Annotated in this window: 12 protein-coding genes; 4 read left to right on the forward strand and 8 right to left on the reverse strand. The window is 53.8% G+C overall.

The features are described 5' to 3' along the window. Positions 1-76 precede the first annotated feature (76 nt). Positions 77-1,096 (reverse strand): acyl-CoA reductase, encoded by a 1,020-nt coding sequence (locus tag FHS90_RS00590; protein WP_182511186.1) that lies wholly within the window; start codon positions 1,094-1,096, stop codon positions 77-79. Between the two features lie 122 nt (positions 1,097-1,218). Here FHS90_RS00590 and FHS90_RS00595 point away from each other — a divergent pair, with 122 nt between their 5' ends. After that, positions 1,219-1,566, forward strand: coding sequence for a 4Fe-4S binding protein (locus FHS90_RS00595; protein WP_066837800.1), 348 nt, complete (start codon positions 1,219-1,221; stop codon positions 1,564-1,566). A 744-nt stretch (positions 1,567-2,310) separates the two neighbouring features. Then, positions 2,311-4,950 (forward strand): valine--tRNA ligase, encoded by a 2,640-nt coding sequence (locus FHS90_RS00600; RefSeq protein ID WP_182511187.1) that lies wholly within the window; start codon positions 2,311-2,313, stop codon positions 4,948-4,950. 378 nt (positions 4,951-5,328) lie between these two features. On the opposite strand, the gene FHS90_RS00605 is transcribed toward FHS90_RS00600, so the two are convergent. The 3 genes from FHS90_RS00605 to FHS90_RS00615 all read right to left on the reverse strand — a co-directional run bounded on the left by FHS90_RS00605 (position 5,329) and on the right by FHS90_RS00615 (position 9,331). Next, positions 5,329-5,871 carry a hypothetical protein gene (locus FHS90_RS00605; protein ID WP_066837807.1) on the reverse strand — a complete coding sequence of 181 codons (543 nt, stop codon included), beginning with the start codon at positions 5,869-5,871 and terminating at the stop codon, positions 5,329-5,331. Positions 5,872-6,539: 668 nt separating this feature from the next. Then, a complete protein-coding gene (locus tag FHS90_RS00610; protein WP_182511188.1) occupies positions 6,540-7,907 on the reverse strand; it encodes a dihydrolipoamide acetyltransferase family protein in 1,368 nt (455 codons plus the stop codon). Positions 7,908-8,068: 161 nt separating this feature from the next. Then, positions 8,069-9,331 carry a competence/damage-inducible protein A gene (locus FHS90_RS00615; RefSeq protein ID WP_182511189.1) on the reverse strand — a complete coding sequence of 421 codons (1,263 nt, stop codon included), beginning with the start codon at positions 9,329-9,331 and terminating at the stop codon, positions 8,069-8,071. 70 nt (positions 9,332-9,401) lie between these two features. On the opposite strand from FHS90_RS00615, the gene FHS90_RS00620 reads away from it, so the two are divergent. Further along, a complete protein-coding gene (locus FHS90_RS00620; protein WP_066837812.1) occupies positions 9,402-10,136 on the forward strand; it encodes a DUF4197 domain-containing protein in 735 nt (244 codons plus the stop codon). A 595-nt stretch (positions 10,137-10,731) separates the two neighbouring features. Beyond that, a complete protein-coding gene (locus FHS90_RS00625; RefSeq protein WP_066837815.1) occupies positions 10,732-12,015 on the forward strand; it encodes an erythromycin esterase family protein in 1,284 nt (427 codons plus the stop codon). A gap of 705 nt (positions 12,016-12,720) precedes the next feature. On the opposite strand, the gene FHS90_RS00630 is transcribed toward FHS90_RS00625, so the two are convergent. Genes FHS90_RS00630 through lpxD form a run of 4 tightly spaced genes read right to left on the reverse strand, consistent with a single transcriptional unit; the run spans position 12,721 to position 16,585 of the window. Continuing rightward, positions 12,721-13,359: an ABC transporter ATP-binding protein gene (locus tag FHS90_RS00630; RefSeq protein WP_066837818.1), complete on the reverse strand. Its 639-nt coding sequence runs from the start codon at positions 13,357-13,359 to the stop codon at positions 12,721-12,723. Beyond that, entirely contained in the window at positions 13,349-14,140 is a 792-nt protein-coding gene (gene lpxA / locus FHS90_RS00635) for an acyl-ACP--UDP-N-acetylglucosamine O-acyltransferase (RefSeq protein ID WP_066837820.1), read from the reverse strand. Before lpxA ends, FHS90_RS00630 begins: the two co-directional genes overlap by 11 nt. After that, complete coding sequence (locus tag FHS90_RS00640) at positions 14,137-15,531, reverse strand: bifunctional UDP-3-O-[3-hydroxymyristoyl] N-acetylglucosamine deacetylase/3-hydroxyacyl-ACP dehydratase (protein ID WP_066837822.1); 1,395 nt, start codon at positions 15,529-15,531, stop codon at positions 14,137-14,139. Before FHS90_RS00640 ends, lpxA begins: the two co-directional genes overlap by 4 nt. Positions 15,532-15,562: 31 nt before the next feature. After that, positions 15,563-16,585 (reverse strand): UDP-3-O-(3-hydroxymyristoyl)glucosamine N-acyltransferase, encoded by a 1,023-nt coding sequence (lpxD, locus tag FHS90_RS00645; RefSeq protein ID WP_066837824.1) that lies wholly within the window; start codon positions 16,583-16,585, stop codon positions 15,563-15,565. Positions 16,586-16,858: the final 273 nt, after the last annotated feature.

Raw genomic sequence — 16,858 nt, forward strand, 5'->3', positions numbered from 1 at the left:
TATTTTTAACAAATGAGTTGTGCCATTGTTTAAAGGCGTTTTTAGGCTACTTTGCCAAAACCAGGCCAGAAACAGATTACAATTTCAAAAGAAATGCCAGGGTGTCTACGCCATCTGCATAATCACTTACAGAAGGGCATTGCGCCTGCCCAAACTGGAAGCTGTTTTCCCAAAGGCCTTCCTTGGAAACCACGCACTGCAGCTTCTCCTGTACCGCCGCCAGTTTCTGCCGGAGGTCTGCCGCGTCCTGGTACGTCTCGTAGAACAGCACCGAGATGGGGGAGACCAGCTGCCGGCTTTCAGTCACCATCAAAAAGCCGTTGTCCAGGTGCGGCACGCCGTTGACCAGGTAGATAGACTTGTTGTAGTCATAGTTGTTCTGGTACTTGTGGTGGTTCACCACTTCCTTCTTGTACTCAATGGCCTCAAAGAGCGGCGTGAAATCATACCCTTCGGGCACGTAGGCTTTGGACACGTTGCGGCAACCCAGCCCGTAGTAGCGCAGCATGTCATCGCCCAGGTTGGTGAGTTCCTCCCTGGTTTCGTTGCCGGTCAATACGGCCACGCTGGTACGGTTCTTCCTGATGATGTGCGGGCGCTTGGCGAAGTAGTATTCAAAGTAGCGGGCGGTATTGTCAGAGCCGGTGGCAATGATGGCGTCTGCGGTCTTGAGCATGGGCACCAGCTGGACGTACTCCTGAAAACCGGGTTCTATCTCCACCAGTTTCTCCAGCAGATGCGGCACCAGGAACGGGTCGTCTGAGCTGGGCTTGGCCTGCAGAATGTGCCCGGAAATAAGAATGCACAGCGCGTCATGAAAGCCCACCGCCGGAATGTTCCCCGCCATCACCACGCCCACTTTTTTAGGGGCGGCAATGGTTTCAGGAATGTCATATTGCGCCAGCCACGCCTCCAGTTGGTCTCTTTGCAGCATTCCCGCCAATCCGTCCAGCGCGGCTGAAACATTTGGCTCGTCAAAGAAGTTATTGTGCTGACCGGCGCGGCGGGCCAGGTATTGGCGTTCCTCCAGAGGCAAGTGGCGTAAATAATCGCCCAGTTGGGCGAAGGCAGAAATTCTATTTTCTAAAGTTAGCATAGTAGGGAAACAGCCTTGGCATGAGAAACGTTTGATACAATGCGCGCTACGTATTACTTTTGCGCCCGAATGGCGTGCCGAAGCCGGTGCAAAATTACTAAAAAGAAACAGGAGATACGATTATGGCGATAATGATTACAGACGAGTGTATCAACTGCGGCGCTTGTGAGCCGGAGTGCCCCAACACGGCCATCTACGAGGGTGGCATGCAGTGGACCTGGGGCGATGGTACCTCGCTGAAAGAAGTGGTGAGAGACGGCGGTGTGACCATTGACGGCAAAGCCCCGCAACCGCCCATTTCAGATGAATACTACTACATTGTCTCAGACAAGTGCACCGAGTGCTGCGGTTTCCATGAGGAGCCCCAGTGCGCCGCCGTCTGCCCCGTAGACTGCTGCGTAGATGACCCAGACTACCGTGAGACCGAGGAGGAACTGTTGGCCAAGAAAGAGTGGCTGCACGCCAGCTAATTTTTTTTCTGAAGATATTTCTTTGAAAGCCCGCCCCGTGCGGGCTTTTTGTTGGGGTACGTTTTGGGTCTGTTTTTTGAAAAACAGCTCCAAAACAGGAACCTGCCGCAAGTTTGAACGCAGCGGCAAGTCGCGGTTTGTTATGAGGCCTGTTGGTAACTGGCGGGGTGCATTAATTGATAAAGTGTTTCGCCAGTTGGAAACTGGCGGTCATTCCTACTCCAAGTTCCCGCTGCGCTCAAACTTGAAGTAGGAAATAAGGTATGGTAGTGAAGGCGGTTTCTGCAGGCGCCAGTCTCCAGACTACCTTCGCGGCAGCGAAATGATGTGTTGCTGGAACGCAAAACAGGTTTTCAACGCAGAATTCCAGAGGATGATATTTCTCTACCAGCGGTTCCCGGCGAGTCTGGAGACTCGCAACATCCTAAGTCACGAGACTGAAGTCTCGCGCCAGAAACTCAGCCATTAACCATCAGCAATTCTTTTCGCAGGCGTCTGGGCCAGTAGCCGCCGCCGTCCCCCTCACCCTCTCCCCGGGGGAGTGGGAATTCTGCTAACGCGTTTTGGTGCTGTTTTGGCTAAAACACGCCAAAAACGGAAATATCTGTTATTGGCGCCGCTTCTCCACAACATCTGCCGCTTGGCTGAATTCTATTTACTATTTTTGTTTTTCAAAATATGCAGCAAGTTTATCCGGTGCTTCTGTCTTGCTACCTGATACTTGCTACGTGATACCAAAGAAAGATGTCTACCATACCCAAGACCTATAACCCCAAAGAAGTAGAAGACAAGTGGTACGCCACCTGGCTGGAGCGCGGCTTCTTCAAGTCTAAACCAAATCCTAAGAAAGAGCCTTATACCGTGGTGATTCCGCCGCCCAACGTGACGGGGGTGTTGCACATGGGCCACATGCTCAACAACACCATTCAGGACGTGCTGGTGCGCCGCGCCCGTATGCAGGGCAAAGAGGCCTGCTGGGTACCGGGTACCGACCACGCTTCTATCGCCACCGAGGCGCGCGTGGTGAACATGCTCAAGGAGAAAGGCATCAACAAAGCAGATATTTCCCGCGAGGAGTTTTTGAAATACGCCTTTGAGTGGAAGGAGAAGTACGGCGGCATCATTCTGGAACAGCTCAAGAAACTGGGCGCCTCCTGCGACTGGGACCGCACCCGCTTCACCATGGAGCCGGATTTGACCCAGGCCGTGATTGACGTGTTCGTAGACCTATACCGCAAAGGCCACATCTACCGCGGCGTGCGCATGGTGAACTGGGACCCGCAGGGCCTCACCGCGTTGTCTGACGAGGAGGTGAACTTTAAGCAGGTGAACGGCAAACTCTACTACCTGCGCTACGGGATTGAAGGCTCAGATGAGGTCTTGACCGTGGCCACCAAACGCCCTGAAACTATCATGGGCGACGTGGCCATCTGCGTACACCCTGCAGATGAGCGTTACAAGCATTTGGCCGGTAAGAAAGCCATTATTCCGTTAGTGAACCGCGCCATTCCCATCATTTTTGACGAGTACGTAGACATTGAGTTCGGAACGGGCGTGCTGAAAGTGACTCCGGCGCATGACATCAATGACTATGAGCTGGGCCAGAAGCACAACCTGCCCAGCATTGACGTGCTCAATGACAACGGCACCATTCACGAGCGCGCCGGCATTTACGTAGGCGAAGACCGTTTTGTGGTGCGCAAGAAAATCACCAAAGAACTGGAAGCCAAAGGCCTGCTGGAGAAAGTAGAAGATTCAGTGACCAACGTAGGGTTCTCTGAGCGCACCGATGCCGTGATCGAGCCCAAACTCTCCATGCAGTGGTGGTGCAAAATGGACGCCATGGCCAAACCCGCCCTGGAAAACGTGATGAACGACACCATCAAGCTGCACCCGCCCAAGTTCAAGAACATGTACCGTTCCTGGATGGAAAACGTGCACGACTGGTGTATTTCGCGGCAGCTGTGGTGGGGCCAGCAGATACCGGCGTACTACCTGCCAGATGGCACCTTTGTGGTAGGCCGTAATGCCGAAGAAGCGTTGCAGGAAGCCCGTACCAAATCGGGGAACCCAGACTTACAACTTTCTGATTTGCGTCAGGACGAAGACGTGCTGGATACGTGGTTCTCTTCGTGGCTCTGGCCTATCTCGGTGTTTGACGGTTTCAAAGACCCAGACAACGAAGACATTCTGTACTATTACCCAACCAATGACCTGGTGACTGCCCCGGAGATCCTGTTCTTCTGGGTGGCGCGTATGATTATGGCGGGCTATGAATTCCGGAAGGAGTTGCCGTTCAAGAACGTGTACCTCACCGGTATTGTGCGGGACGCCCAGGGGCGGAAGATGTCCAAATCGCTGGGCAACTCACCAGACCCGCTGGATTTGATTGACCAATATGGCGCCGACGGTGTGCGCGCGGGCATGCTCTTCAGCTCCCCAGCCGGAAACGATTTGCTGTTTGACGAGAAACTCTGCGAGCAGGGCCGGAACTTCAGCAACAAAATCTGGAACGCCTTTAGGCTCATCAACGGCTGGGAAGTAGACGAGACGCTGCCCAACCCCAATGAGAAAGCAATCAAGTGGTTCGACTCTAAATTCAACGAGGCGCTCAATATTCTGGAAGACCACTTTGACAAGTTCCGCATCTCTGATGCGTTACTCACGGTTTACAAGCTGGTGTGGGATGATTTCTGTTCTAATTACCTGGAGATGATTAAACCCGCCTTCGGGTCACCCATTGACGCCGCCACGCTGCAGGCCACGTATGAGTTCCTGGAGAAACTGATGAAAGTGCTGCACCCGTTCATGCCGTTCATCACCGAGGAAATCTGGAACAACATGAAAGAACGCGCGCCCAAAGATTGTCTGGTGGTAGCTCCCTGGCCCAAGCAAGGCCGCATTGACGCTGACCTTCTTCGCCAGACCGAGTACGTGCTCAACGTGGTGGGCCAGGTACGTAATATGCGTAATAGCAAGAACATCTCACCCGCTAAAAAGCTGGCCCTTCATGTGCGCCTGTCAGAAGGCAAAAACGCCATTGCCGGGTATGAGACCTTGGTGAGCAAACTCGCCAACCTCTCTGAGATTCAGGAAACCGAGCAGCCCCTGGATAATGCCTTGTCATTTGTGGCCGAAGACAGCACCGAGTTCTTTATTCCTATGGAAGGCAACATTGACGCTGCCGCCGAGCGCGAGCGCATCCTGAAGGAACTGGACTACACCAAGGGCTTCCTGGCCAGCGTAGAGAAAAAGCTAAGCAACGAGCGTTTCGTGGCCGGTGCCCCAGAGGCCGTCATTTCCGCAGAGCGGAAGAAACAGTCAGACGCCGAAGCCAAGATTGCCGCGCTGGAGCAAAGCTTATCGGCGCTGCCGGCTGAGTAAATTTGAGCTTGATTGATATATAACAAAATCGGCTGCCCCATCTGGGGCAGCCGATTTTGTTATATATACGTTGCCTGCATGAAAAATTAACCCTTGCATAAAACGGCAGCTACTTGCAGACTCTCCCCTTGAGGGGAGATTAAGAGGGGTGTTTACACGGGAGAGCAAGTTTTTTGATTTCTTCTGCCCGTCATCCTTGCAAGGTGATGGTGCTCACGTCTGGTCACGTAATGGGAAGTTTTTACTATTGGAGAAGCCATATTCAGCAGGTGTAAACACCCCTCTTCGCTCCCCTTGTGGGGGAGAATCTGCAGTAGTAGTTAAGTGTAGAAATTTCTGTTTCTGGGCTGTTTTGGCCAAAACAGCCCAGAAACAGAATTACATGGTATATGAATCCAGCCTGGTCCAGGTGATAGTGCCGTTGTTCACAGCGTAGCGCAGGAGCAGGTGGCCGCCATTATGGCCGTCTTCAAAATAAGCCATAGCGTAACGGTCGTTCAGGATTCTGATGTCCCGGATGGCCATGGTGCCGCCCATGCTGCCCTGGGCGGTGAGCACGCTTTTCTGCTTGCGCATGAGGTCGTTCATGAGGTCTGCCTCTGGGTTTTTGAGGCCTTTCTTTTTGAGGCGGTCAATGTCACTCTGGCTCAGGCTGCCCAGTTCTCCTTCAAAGGTGGTGGACTCAGGGGGAGTGGGTTCCTCATCTTCGGGGACGGGGACCACAGACGGCTGCGACGGCGAAAGTGTGGTCATGGTATCATCTGTGCCGCGGTTGGTGAAGCGTTTCACTTGGGCTTCCAGGCTGGTGATTTTTTCATCGGCCAGGGCCAGTTGGCTTTGGGCTTTGTCCATCTGCCAGTAGAAGTAAATGGCCAGAAACAGAAACAAAGCCATCAGGATGAGGATAAGCGTGTTTTTCATAGTAGTAGGGTATTCAGGGCAACAAGATACTGCTTTTACTATATCTGGGCTGAACGGGTTCTGAATTTCTGTTTTCGGGCTGTTTTGGCCAAAACAGCCCGAAAACGTGGGTAACCCAGATACGTACGTCCATCAGCTTGCAGAACGAAACGTGAACCTCAGGGTAGAAAAACAACCTGCCTTAGATAACTGCCATTAGGAAGGCTGGAAGGCGTATTCCGTCCCCCTTTGAAGGGGGTGGGGGAATGATACTCGTGCTGATTTTCTCGTGCAGAAGTACGTATTCCCGAGAATTAATTTCTCATTTCACTAATCAGAAGTAGATGGGTCTTCAACGGCCTTGGTCATCTCCCTACCCCCTGTAAAGGGGGACGGATGTGTGGAAAAGACAAAGTCAGGTTCTTTTTAATCCATTTGCAGCGTAAAAGAAAAATATAAATACGCTCTTAGGAACGAAAATGATGAGGCAGCTTCTTCTATAGGAACCTGAATTTTATTCCCTCATCCTAACCTTCTCCCAGAGGGAGAGGGAATACCTGATTGGCGTTTTGGGGCTGTTTTCAGAAAACAGGTCCAAAACAGCAGATATGCAAAAAGCCTCTCCGTGGGGAGAGGCTTTTCTGTTGGAGGCGGTTAGCAACGCATCTCCTGCTATGCATTTCTACAAATTAGATGCTCGTGTTGGGGTCAAAGGCTTCCAGATAATCTGCCACGCGGCGCACAAACATGCCGCCCAGAGAACCGTCTACCACGCGGTGGTCATAGCTGTGAGACAGGAACATGAACTGCCTAATGCCAATCAAGTCTCCTTCTGGCGTCTCAATCACCGCCGGCTTCTTTTTAATGGCACCCACGGCCAGGATAGCCACCTGCGGCTGCATGATGATAGGCGTGCCCATCACGTTGCCAAAAGAACCTACGTTGGAAACCGTATAGGTAGGGTCTGCCAGATCTGCCGGGGTCAGTTTGTTGATGCGGGCACGGTTGGCCAGGTCATTCAGTTTTTTAGACAAGCCGTTCAGGTTCATCTGGTCAGCGTTATGGATCACGGGCACAATCAGGTTGCCACTTGGCAAGGCCACGGCTACGCCAATGTTGATGTCGCGCTTTTTGATGATTTTGTCTCCGTCTACGCTCACGTTGATCATAGGGAAATCCTTGATGGCTTTCACAATGGCCTCAATGAAGATTGGGGTGAAGGTGAGGTTCTCGCCTTCGCGCTTCTTGTAGGCGTCTTTGGTTTTGTTGCGCCAGTTCACAATGTTGGTCACATCTGCCTCCACAAAAGACGTCACGTGCGGGCTAATGCGCTTGCTGTCTACCATGCGCTGCGAAATCATCTTCCGCATGCGGTCCATCTCAATGATCTCCACGTTGCCGCTGTAAGACTGGGCCGGCGCCACAGGAGCAGCAGCCGGTTGCGGAGCCGAAGGTGCCGCCTGTGGGGCTGGGGCAGCCGGTTGTGCCGCAGCTGGTTGCGGAGCGGCGGCTGGGGTGCTGCCGGACTGGCGGTTGGCCACGTAGTCCAGGATATCTTTCTTTGACACGCGCCCGTCTTTGCCGGTACCCGGAATGTACTCCAGCTCCTGCATAGAAATGCCTTCTTCGCGGGCAATGTTCATGACCAGCGGCGAATAGAAGCGGCCGGAGGCGGGTTGTTCCAGACGTTGTGAGGTCTGGGCCGTGGCCTGCGGGGCCTCAGCGGGGTGCGCCGCCGGTTGGGTGGTTGGTGCCGCGGCAGGGGCAGACGGTGCAGCCTCCTGGGCGGGGGTTGAAGAAGCAGGTTGGTCGTCGCCACCCGTGCTGATAATGGCAATAGGGGCGCCTACGGCTACCACTTGGCCCTCTTGTACCAGAATCTCTTTCAAGACACCGCCTTGAATGGCCGGCACCTCAGTGTCCACTTTGTCAGTGGCAACCTCCAGTACAGACTCATCCTGCTCAATGGTATCACCCACCTGTTTCAACCATTTAAGCACGGTACCTTCCATGATACTCTCGCCCATTTTGGGCATCACCATTTCTACAAGGGCCATAGTGTATGTTTTCGGTTATAATGAATAGTCACAGGAACCAACAGGTTCACCCAGGGTCTCAGCCAAGGACAATGATACAGAAAAACCAGAAATGAATCCTGATAATTGCCGCCTGATTTCTGATAACCTAACTATTGTTAGGCAAAATTAGAGAATTTTGGCTATTCCTCAACCGCTGCCGGCAAACTTTGCCGAATCAGGTTGAGCACCTGTAGGGTTGTGTACTCTATGTTCAGCAGGCGGGTTTTGTTGTAGCTGATCTTGCGGGCTACGGTCTGGTGGGCGTCTGCATAGGCCAGCCAGATGGTGCCCACGGGCTTTTCTGGGGTGCCGCCGTCTGGCCCGGCAATGCCGCTGGTGGCTACCCCAATGTCTGTGTTCAGGAGGCGGCGCACGCCTTCGGCCATCAGGCGCACGGTTTCTTCGCTCACAGCCCCGTGCCGGGCCAGTGTCTCCTGTGGCACGCCCAGTTGGGCTTTTTTCACTTCATTGCTGTAGGCCACCACGCTGCCGGTAAAATAGGCTGAGCTGCCGGGTACGCTGGTGAGTTTGTGCGCCACCAGCCCGCCGGTGCAGCTCTCAGCGGTAGAGATGGTGAGGTTGCGGGCTTTGAGCAGGGCACCCACGGCGGCTTCCAGGGTAACTTCGCCAAAGGCGAAGACGTGGTCAGCGATTAACGGCGCCAGCTGGTCTATCTGGGCCTGCATCTGCTCCTCCAGATTATCTGTGCCATTGGGGAGGCCCGTTAATCTTAGCCGGACCCCCGCCAGGTGCGGGAGATAGGCTAATTTAAGGTTGGCGGGCAGGTTATTTTCCCAATCGGCAATGCGCTCTGCCAGAAAAGACTCGCCCAGCCCCACGGTCTGTACCACCTTGTGAATGATCTGCGGCAGCTGGAAGTGCTGTTGCAGGTGCGGCAAAACGGTGTCTGTCATCATGCGCTTCATCTCAAACGGCACGCCGGGCATGGAGACAATCACGGTGCCCTGCTCTTCAAACAGCATGCCTGGGGCAGTGCCCAGCACGTTTCTGACGGGGGTGCAGTTGGCGGGCAGAAACGCCTGTTGCCGGTTCACTTCCAGCATAGGGCGGTTGTAGCGCTTGAAAATGGCCTCTACGTCTTCTAAAGACGGTTGGTGCAGTTGCAGCTCTGTTTGAAAGAACTCTGCCAGCGTATGTTTGGTCAGGTCATCTTTGGTGGGGCCCAGGCCGCCGGTGACCAAAACCACATCAGCGCGTGACATGGCGGCGGCCAGCGCTTCCCGTATGGCGGTGGGGCTGTCAGAAATACTGGTGATTTGTTTGACTTTGATACCTATTTTTGCCAGTTCCTCCCCCATCCAGGCGGAGTTGGTGTCAATGACTTGGCCGTAGAGAAGTTCATCACCAATGGTGATGATTTCGGCCAGGGTCTCTTTTTTCATTTTTTGGTCTGATTTATGCGTATGCACCTGCGCAGCAATATTCATTAAAAGTAATGACATGTACGCACGTATGAAGAAACTATTCACGCCCGCTTTTGTTTTGAGCCTCTGCTCGCTTCTTTTTTTAGCAGGCTGCACCGCCAGCCAGATTCAGCAGGCCGTTGATGCCGCCAGCGGCACCATGAATACCGGCCGGCCGCTTACCCAAACCGAGGTGGCCAGCGGTCTGAGACAGGCTTTGTCCCAAGGCATAAACAAAGGTGCTACCCAGGCTGCCCAGACAGATGGCTTCTACAAGAACAGCCTCATCAGAATTCCCTTTCCGCCAGATGTGCAGCGTGTGGAGAACACCCTGCGGCAGATTGGCCTGGGCTCGCAGGTAGACAAGTTCATTCTCACGCTGAACCGCGGGGCCGAGGATGCCGCCAAAAGTGCCGCGCCTATCTTCCTGAACGCCATCAAGCAGTTGACCTTTCAAGACGTTTGGAACATTCTGCGCGGCGAAAAAGACGCGGCCACCCAGTTTCTGAAGCGCACCACCACCAGCCAGTTGACCGCCGCGTTCAGGCCGGTTATGAAGCAGTCACTGGACAAGGTAAATGCCACCAAGTACTACACAGACATTGTGACCCGCTACAACCAGATACCGCTGGTGCAGAAGGTGAACCCTGATCTGGAGGCCTACGCCACCCAGAAAGCCATTGACGGCCTGTTCACGCTGGTAGCCCAGGAAGAAGCCAACATTAGGGAGAACCCCGTGGCCCGCACCACTGAGTTGCTGCGCCGCGTGTTTGGCGCCCAATAAAGTTTGACCCCTGTAAAAAGAAACCAACGCCACTGCCTCCTGTTTCTCTCTGAAACAGGAGGCAGTGGCGTTTTTGGGCTGTTTTTCTGAAAATAGGCCGAAAACGGAATGGCACAGACGTTCGCAGGTCCTCTGTTAGCTGCCTGGTCAGAACCTGCATTTAGTAGATTGTAGGAGGGCGCAGATTTCTTTATACATGTAAATTCCGCGCTGGCGCGAGGTGATTACGCGTGACAGATTGTGATGTGCGCCTCCAGTCCGCTGGAAACCCTGAGCGTTGGGCCGTGCGTGAAACCCACGCCTTCTGGGAGAAGGAGTTTCGGCAGAAGAAAAAATCACCTGTAAGCCTTTCCCTCAGTTACAGCCACCTACCTTCCAATTCCCCATTCCTAATTATAAATGCCTAGGCCTGTGGGCTTTTGGCGGCTGTCCCGCGCGCGGGTGCGGCCTTTGAGGGGGGTACTGGGTATTTGGGGAGAGTGCTCGGCAAAAGTTTTCCGTTTTTGCCCTATTTTTTCAGAAAAGAGTTAAAATCAGGTAAACCTTCTTCTGATAGCAGGGGTAAAAGGCAGGGAGTTCATTTTCTGCCTTACCCATGACCTATTCAAATTTGCCGTACCACCGGCTGGAGAACAAAGCTGATTTAGACGTATTGTTGGAAGATATTGGAGAGGCCCGGGTGGTCATGCTGGGAGAAGCCTCACACGGCACTTCTGAATACTATGCCTGGCGTACCGCCATCTCTAAACGCCTCATTGAAGAGAAGGGCTTCACCTTTATTGCCGTTGAGGGCGACTGGCCAGACTGTTTCCAGGTGAATAAATTTGTGCGGGGCCTGTGCAAGCCGGGCACCAAGGTGTCTGATGTGCTCAAGCACTTCAACCGCTGGCCCACCTGGATGTGGGGCAACTGGGAAGTGGCCGCCCTGGTAGAGTGGCTCAAAGAAAACAATGACCGGCCCAATACCAACAAGGTGGGCTTCTACGGGTTAGACGTGTACAGCCTGTGGGACTCTCTGCAGCGCATCATGAAGTACCTGGAGAAGAAAGACGGGCAGGCGGTAAAAGCCGCTAAAGAAGCCTTTAAGTGCTTTGAACCGTACAGCAATGATCCCCAGGAATACGCCCGCGCGGTGGCGTATGTGTCTGAAGACTGTGAGGAAGAAGTGCTCACCATGCTGCAGGAGCTGGGCAAAAAAGAGCGGGAAGCCCCCAGCAACCCGGAGGCCGAATTTGATGCCGAGCAGAATGCCCTGGTGGCCGTCAATGCCGAACGCTACTACAAAGCCATGATCATGGGCGGCGGCAGCTCCTGGAACGTGCGCGACGAACACATGATGGAGACGCTGGACCGCCTCTTGAAATTTCACGGCCCAGACTCAAAAGCCATTATCTGGGAACACAACACCCACGTGGGCGATGCCCGCTTCACAGACATGGCCCGTGCCGGCATGGTCAATATTGGGCAGCTGGCCCGGGAGCAGTACGGCCGCGAAAACGTGTATCTGGCAGGCTTCGGGTCTTATGAGGGCTCTGTGATTGCCGGTGACAGTTGGGGGGCGCCCATGAAAAAGATGGAGGTTCCACCCGCCCGCCAAGGTTCCTGGGAGGATTGGCTGCACAACCTGGGAGGAGGCTCTGATAAACTGTTGCTCTCGCGGGAACTCAGGGAGATAGACGAGGTGCGTCAGCAGATTGCCCACCGGGCCATTGGCGTGGTCTATGACCCTAACCGGGAGAAGTACGGCAACTATGTGCCCACTATCATTCCTGAGCGCTATGATGCGTTCCTGTACCTGGATGAAACCGAGGCCCTGCGTCCGTTTATTCTGAAGACCAAAGAAAAAGAGCCGCCTGAGCTGTACCCTGCCAACGAGTAACGTGCTGATAGTGGTTGAGTGAAACCATAAAACAGAGCCTTTGTTAAGCGCCAGCCAGAAGAGTTATGCTCTGCAGAAAGCAGAGCCCTGCGCCACCTTACTACATATATAGAAAAGCCATCGCCTGCGGTGGCTTTTTTACGTTTTTCTGTTTTGGGGCTGTTTTCAGAAAAGTAAGCCTGAAACGCAGAAGTGGTGTTCCTTTTGCCCTTGGAAACTAAGACTGGAGGAGAAGGGCGAGGCGGTTGAACTAGCAAGGGCCGCTGGCACAGACACTCACAGGCGCTGCGCACGCTACGAGCTCTTTGGTAAATTTCTGATTATTAATTGCTCCTTGTTACTTGCTCATAGTTAAAAATATTGCGCTGGCGCGAGTCTCTGACTCGTGACTCCATGTGTTGCGAGTCTCCAGACTCGCTGGGAACCACAAGATGATAACGGAAGTCTGGAGACTCCAACCCCCATCGGCACAAGTCTGGAGACTCCCGCTAGCAAAAGTTTCTCTAAATAAGAACGTTTTTTAAGGCGAGGGAAATTATTTCAGTGCCTTTCTTCTGCTTGAGCGATTGGCGGTTTGTACTGTGAATTGTAGGGTATTTCCCTCATCCTAACCTTCTCCCAAAGGGAGAAGAGATACCGCAGTTTGCGTTTTTAGCCTGTTTTGGCCAAAACAGGCTAAAAACGGACAGAGAGAAATAGAAAGAATTACCCTTTTCGGGCGGAGCCTTTATAATGGAACTGGTTGATAGGCAGCTGCTCGTCACAGAAGCTGTACTCATGGGGCACGTTGGAGCCTATGACCACCAGGCGGTTTGCGCGGTTTTTCTCCAGATGCTCCAGATACCACGCCACACCCGCCTGGTCCAGGTTGGTGGTGGGTTCATCTAGCAGCAGCAGGGGGGTGTCTGAATAAATGGCTAACCCTAATTTGAGGCGCTGCCGCATGCCCGAAGAGAAATCCCGTACCAGCTTGTGCCGGGCGGTTGGCAGTTGCAGAAGGTCTGGAAGCTGTGCAGCAGAGATGCCGCGCAGAGGTTTAAAGCGGGTGTGAAACTGGATCATCTCCTCCAGCGTGAGCTCGTCCAGCAGGTCCTGATAGGGGGCGGCAATGGAAAGGGAGCGGTACAGTTGCTCCACCGGAATTTCCTGCCCGTTCTGGGAGTAAGCGATTGTTCCTTCTGAGGCCAGTTGAAAGCCGCTCAGGATAGAAAGCAAAGTGGATTTCCCGGACCCGTTGTGCCCCAGCACGGCATACGCCTTACCGGTGACAAACTCATAGGACAGATTCCGGAAAATCCACTCGTAGTTAAAGCGTTTGCCAACAGAAGTCAGCTTAATCTGCATCGCGCTGGTAGCCTTTGATGATGCCCCGGCCTGAGTTGCGCACAAAATTCACAATCTCATCACGCTCCGGGCTGGGGGCCAGGTCAATTTCAATCTTGTCTACGGCAGAGGCGGTGTTGAGGCCACTCATGAACAGGATACGGTAGATCTGCTGTATGTCATTGATCTGCTCGTTGGTAAACCCTCTTCGGCGTAAGCCAATGGAGTTAACCCCTGCGTAAGAAAGCGGCTCACGGGCCGCTTTGATGAACGGCGGCACGTCTTTGCGCACCAACGAACCACCAGACACCATGGCGTGGGCCCCAATGCTCACAAACTGGTGCACCGCCGAGGTGCCGCCAATGAACACGTGGTCATGCACCATGATGTGGCCCGCCAGCTGCACGCCGTTGGCCACAATCACATTGTTGCCAATGATGCAGTCATGCGCTACGTGTACATAGGCCATGATCAGGCAGTTGTTGCCAATGGCGGTGGTGTTCTTGTCTAAGGCCGTGCCGCGGTTCAGGGTCACACACTCCCTGATGATGGTGTTGTCACCAATGGTCACGGTAGAGGGCTCGCCTTTGTATTTGAGGTCCTGCGGCGGGGCAGAGATCACGGCACCCGGGTAAATCTGGCAGTTTTTGCCAATGCGGGCACCTTCCATAATGGTCACGTTGGGTCCAATCCAGGTGCCTTCGCCAATCTCCACGTTTTTAGAGATGGTGGTGAACGGCTCAACCACAACGTTTGTCGCGATCTTGGCTTCTGGGTGAATGTAGGCTAAGGGCTGGTTCATGCGTCTTTTCTTACAATGCTTGCCAACATTTCGGCCTCCATCACCAGCTGGCCACCCACGTAGGCTTGGCCCTGCATTCTGGCAATGCCCCTTTTAATGGGCGCCAACAGTTCGCATTTGAAAACAATGGTATCTCCCGGCACTACTTTTCTGCGGAACCGACATTTGTCAATCCCCATAAAGTAAGTCCAGTAATTCTCTGGGTCAGGTACAGTACTCAATACGAAGATTCCGCCGGTCTGGGCCATGGCTTCAATCTGAATCACGCCCGGCATCACCGGGTTCCCCGGAAAGTGGCCCTGGAAGAACGACTCGTTCATGGTCACATTCTTCACGCCGGTCACCGTGGTCTCATCCAAATGGATGATCTTGTCAATCAAGACAAACGGATAGCGGTGGGGCAGGGTCTGCATGATCCGGTTCACGTCCATCACGGGCGTTTTCTTGGGGTCATACACCGGCACGTTTTTCACCGCCGTCTCGGCAATATACTTTTTGATCTTCTTCGCGAAGGCAACGTTGGAGGCGTGGCCCGGGCGGGCGGCCAAAATCTGCCCTTTCAACGGACGGCCCACCAGTGCCAGGTCCCCAATCATGTCAAGGAGTTTGTGGCGGGCAGGCTCGTTTTTGTAGCGCAGGTCTACGTTGTTCAGAATCCCTTCCTTCTTCACGGCCACTTTGGGCTTCTTGAGAAGGTCAGAGAGATAATCCAGCTCGTTTTCCTCTACCACGCGGTCTACCACCACAATGGCATTGCTCAGGTCACCGCCTTTGATCAGGTTCTGCTTGTAGAGCATTTCCAGCTCATGCAGAAAGCAGAAGGTGCGGCAGGAGGCAATCTCGTCTTTGAACTGGGTGATGTCTGTGAGGGAGGCGTGCTGGCTACCCAGTACCGGCGAGTGGTAGTCTACCATCACGGTGACGCGGTAATCATCTAGCGGGAGAATGGCGATCTCGGTTTCGCGGGAACCGTCTCTGAACCTGATTTCCTCCGGCACCTCAAAGAAGTTGCGCAGGGCGTTCTGCTCCTCCAGGCCAACCTCCAGCAGCGGCTGCACAAACAGAATAGAGGAACCGTCCATGATAGGGGGTTCCGGGCCGTCAATTTGAATGAGAACGTTGTCAATTTCCAGCCCTACCAGTGCGGCCAGCACGTGCTCCACGGTGTTGACCCGCGCGCCGTTCTGCTCAATGGTGGTACCTCTGGAAAGGTCTACCACGTTGTCAACGTCAGCATCAACAATAGGCTGCTCAGGCAGGTCAATGCGTTGAAACTTGTACCCGTGGTTGATGGGGGCAGGCAAAAACGTCATGTTTGACACTACCCCGGTATGCAATCCAATACCAGATACCGTTACCGGCGCCTTGATGGTATGCTGTTTATCGTTCATGTACTGCTAAATAGATAAAGAGGGGCTAAAGTTAACGCTTTTCTCTGAGTTCGTCTAGCTGTTTCTGTAACTCAGGCAATTTACGGAACACTGAGAGCGCCCGCAGGTTTTGCTTGTAGTCAAACGCCGGCGACCCCTGTATGAACGTACCCGTCTCTTTTATGCTCTTTGAAACGCCAGACTGCGCCCCAATAATGGTTTTATCTGCTATGGTGATGTGGCCCACAATGCCTACCTGGCCCGCAATGGTGCAGTGGTTGCCAATCTTGCTGGAACCGGAGATGCCGGTTTGCGCGGCTACCACAGTGTGCTTGCCAATTTCCACGTTGTGGGCAATCTGGACCAGATTGTCAATTTTGCTGCCTTCCCTAATAATAGTGGAACCCATGGTGGCGCAGTCAACGGTGGTGTTGGCGCCAATGCTCACGTGGTCTTCCAGCACTACGTTGCCAATCTGCGGAATAGCTTTATAAGAGCCGTCTTTCTGCGGGGCAAACCCGAAGCCGTCGCTGCCAATCACGGCACCCGCGTGAAGGGTGCAGGAGTTGCCAATCACGGTGTCTGGGTACACCTTGGCGCCGGCAAATAAAATGCAGTTGTCGCCAATGGTCACGTTGTCACCAATGTACACGTGCGGGTAAATGTGCACGCCGCTGCCAATCCTGCAGTTCTTGCCAATGTAAGAGAAAGCACCGCGGTAGTGGCGGTCACCAATGGAAGAATTATGGCCCAGGTAGCAAGGCTCCTCCACGCCTTCGCGCTGGGCGGCCATGGCCTGCTGGTACACTTCTAAGAGGGTGGAAAAAGCGGTGTACGGGTCTTCCACCAGAATCAGGTTGGCCTGCACGGCCTGCTTCAATTCCAGTTTGTTAGATACAATGACCGCCGTGGCACCGGTGGTGTAGAGGTAAGGCTCATATTTGGCGTTTGACAGAAAAGAAAGGGCGCCCGGGGTGCCTTCCTCAATTTTAGCCAGCCTGTTTACCGTTGCATTGCCGTCTCCCTGAACCTGCCCCTGCAGTAAACCGGCAATCTGTTGTACCGTGAATTCCATAGGGCAAAGTTACGGAAACAAATGGTAAAGTGCCCAGCCTTTGGGCCTATGTATTCTGGCCAGGGCCCGTGATGGGCGCTGAGAAGGGTGCCAGGGGAGAAAATACTTACATGTCAGTACACAGAAACAGACGGGGGAAGGAGTAAGCAGGCAGGGCTTGGCACTGCTTTCCTGTCACGGTGCCTCAGAGCTTTTGCCGCCGGTGATGGTTGGCCAAACGAAGGCCGTGCCAGGCGCAGCAGAAACTGACGGTGAGCTCAGGAAAACGCTCCC

It is taken from the genome of Rufibacter ruber (assembly GCF_014138425.1).
Taxonomy (GTDB): Bacteria; Bacteroidota; Bacteroidia; order Cytophagales; family Hymenobacteraceae; genus Nibribacter; species Nibribacter ruber_C.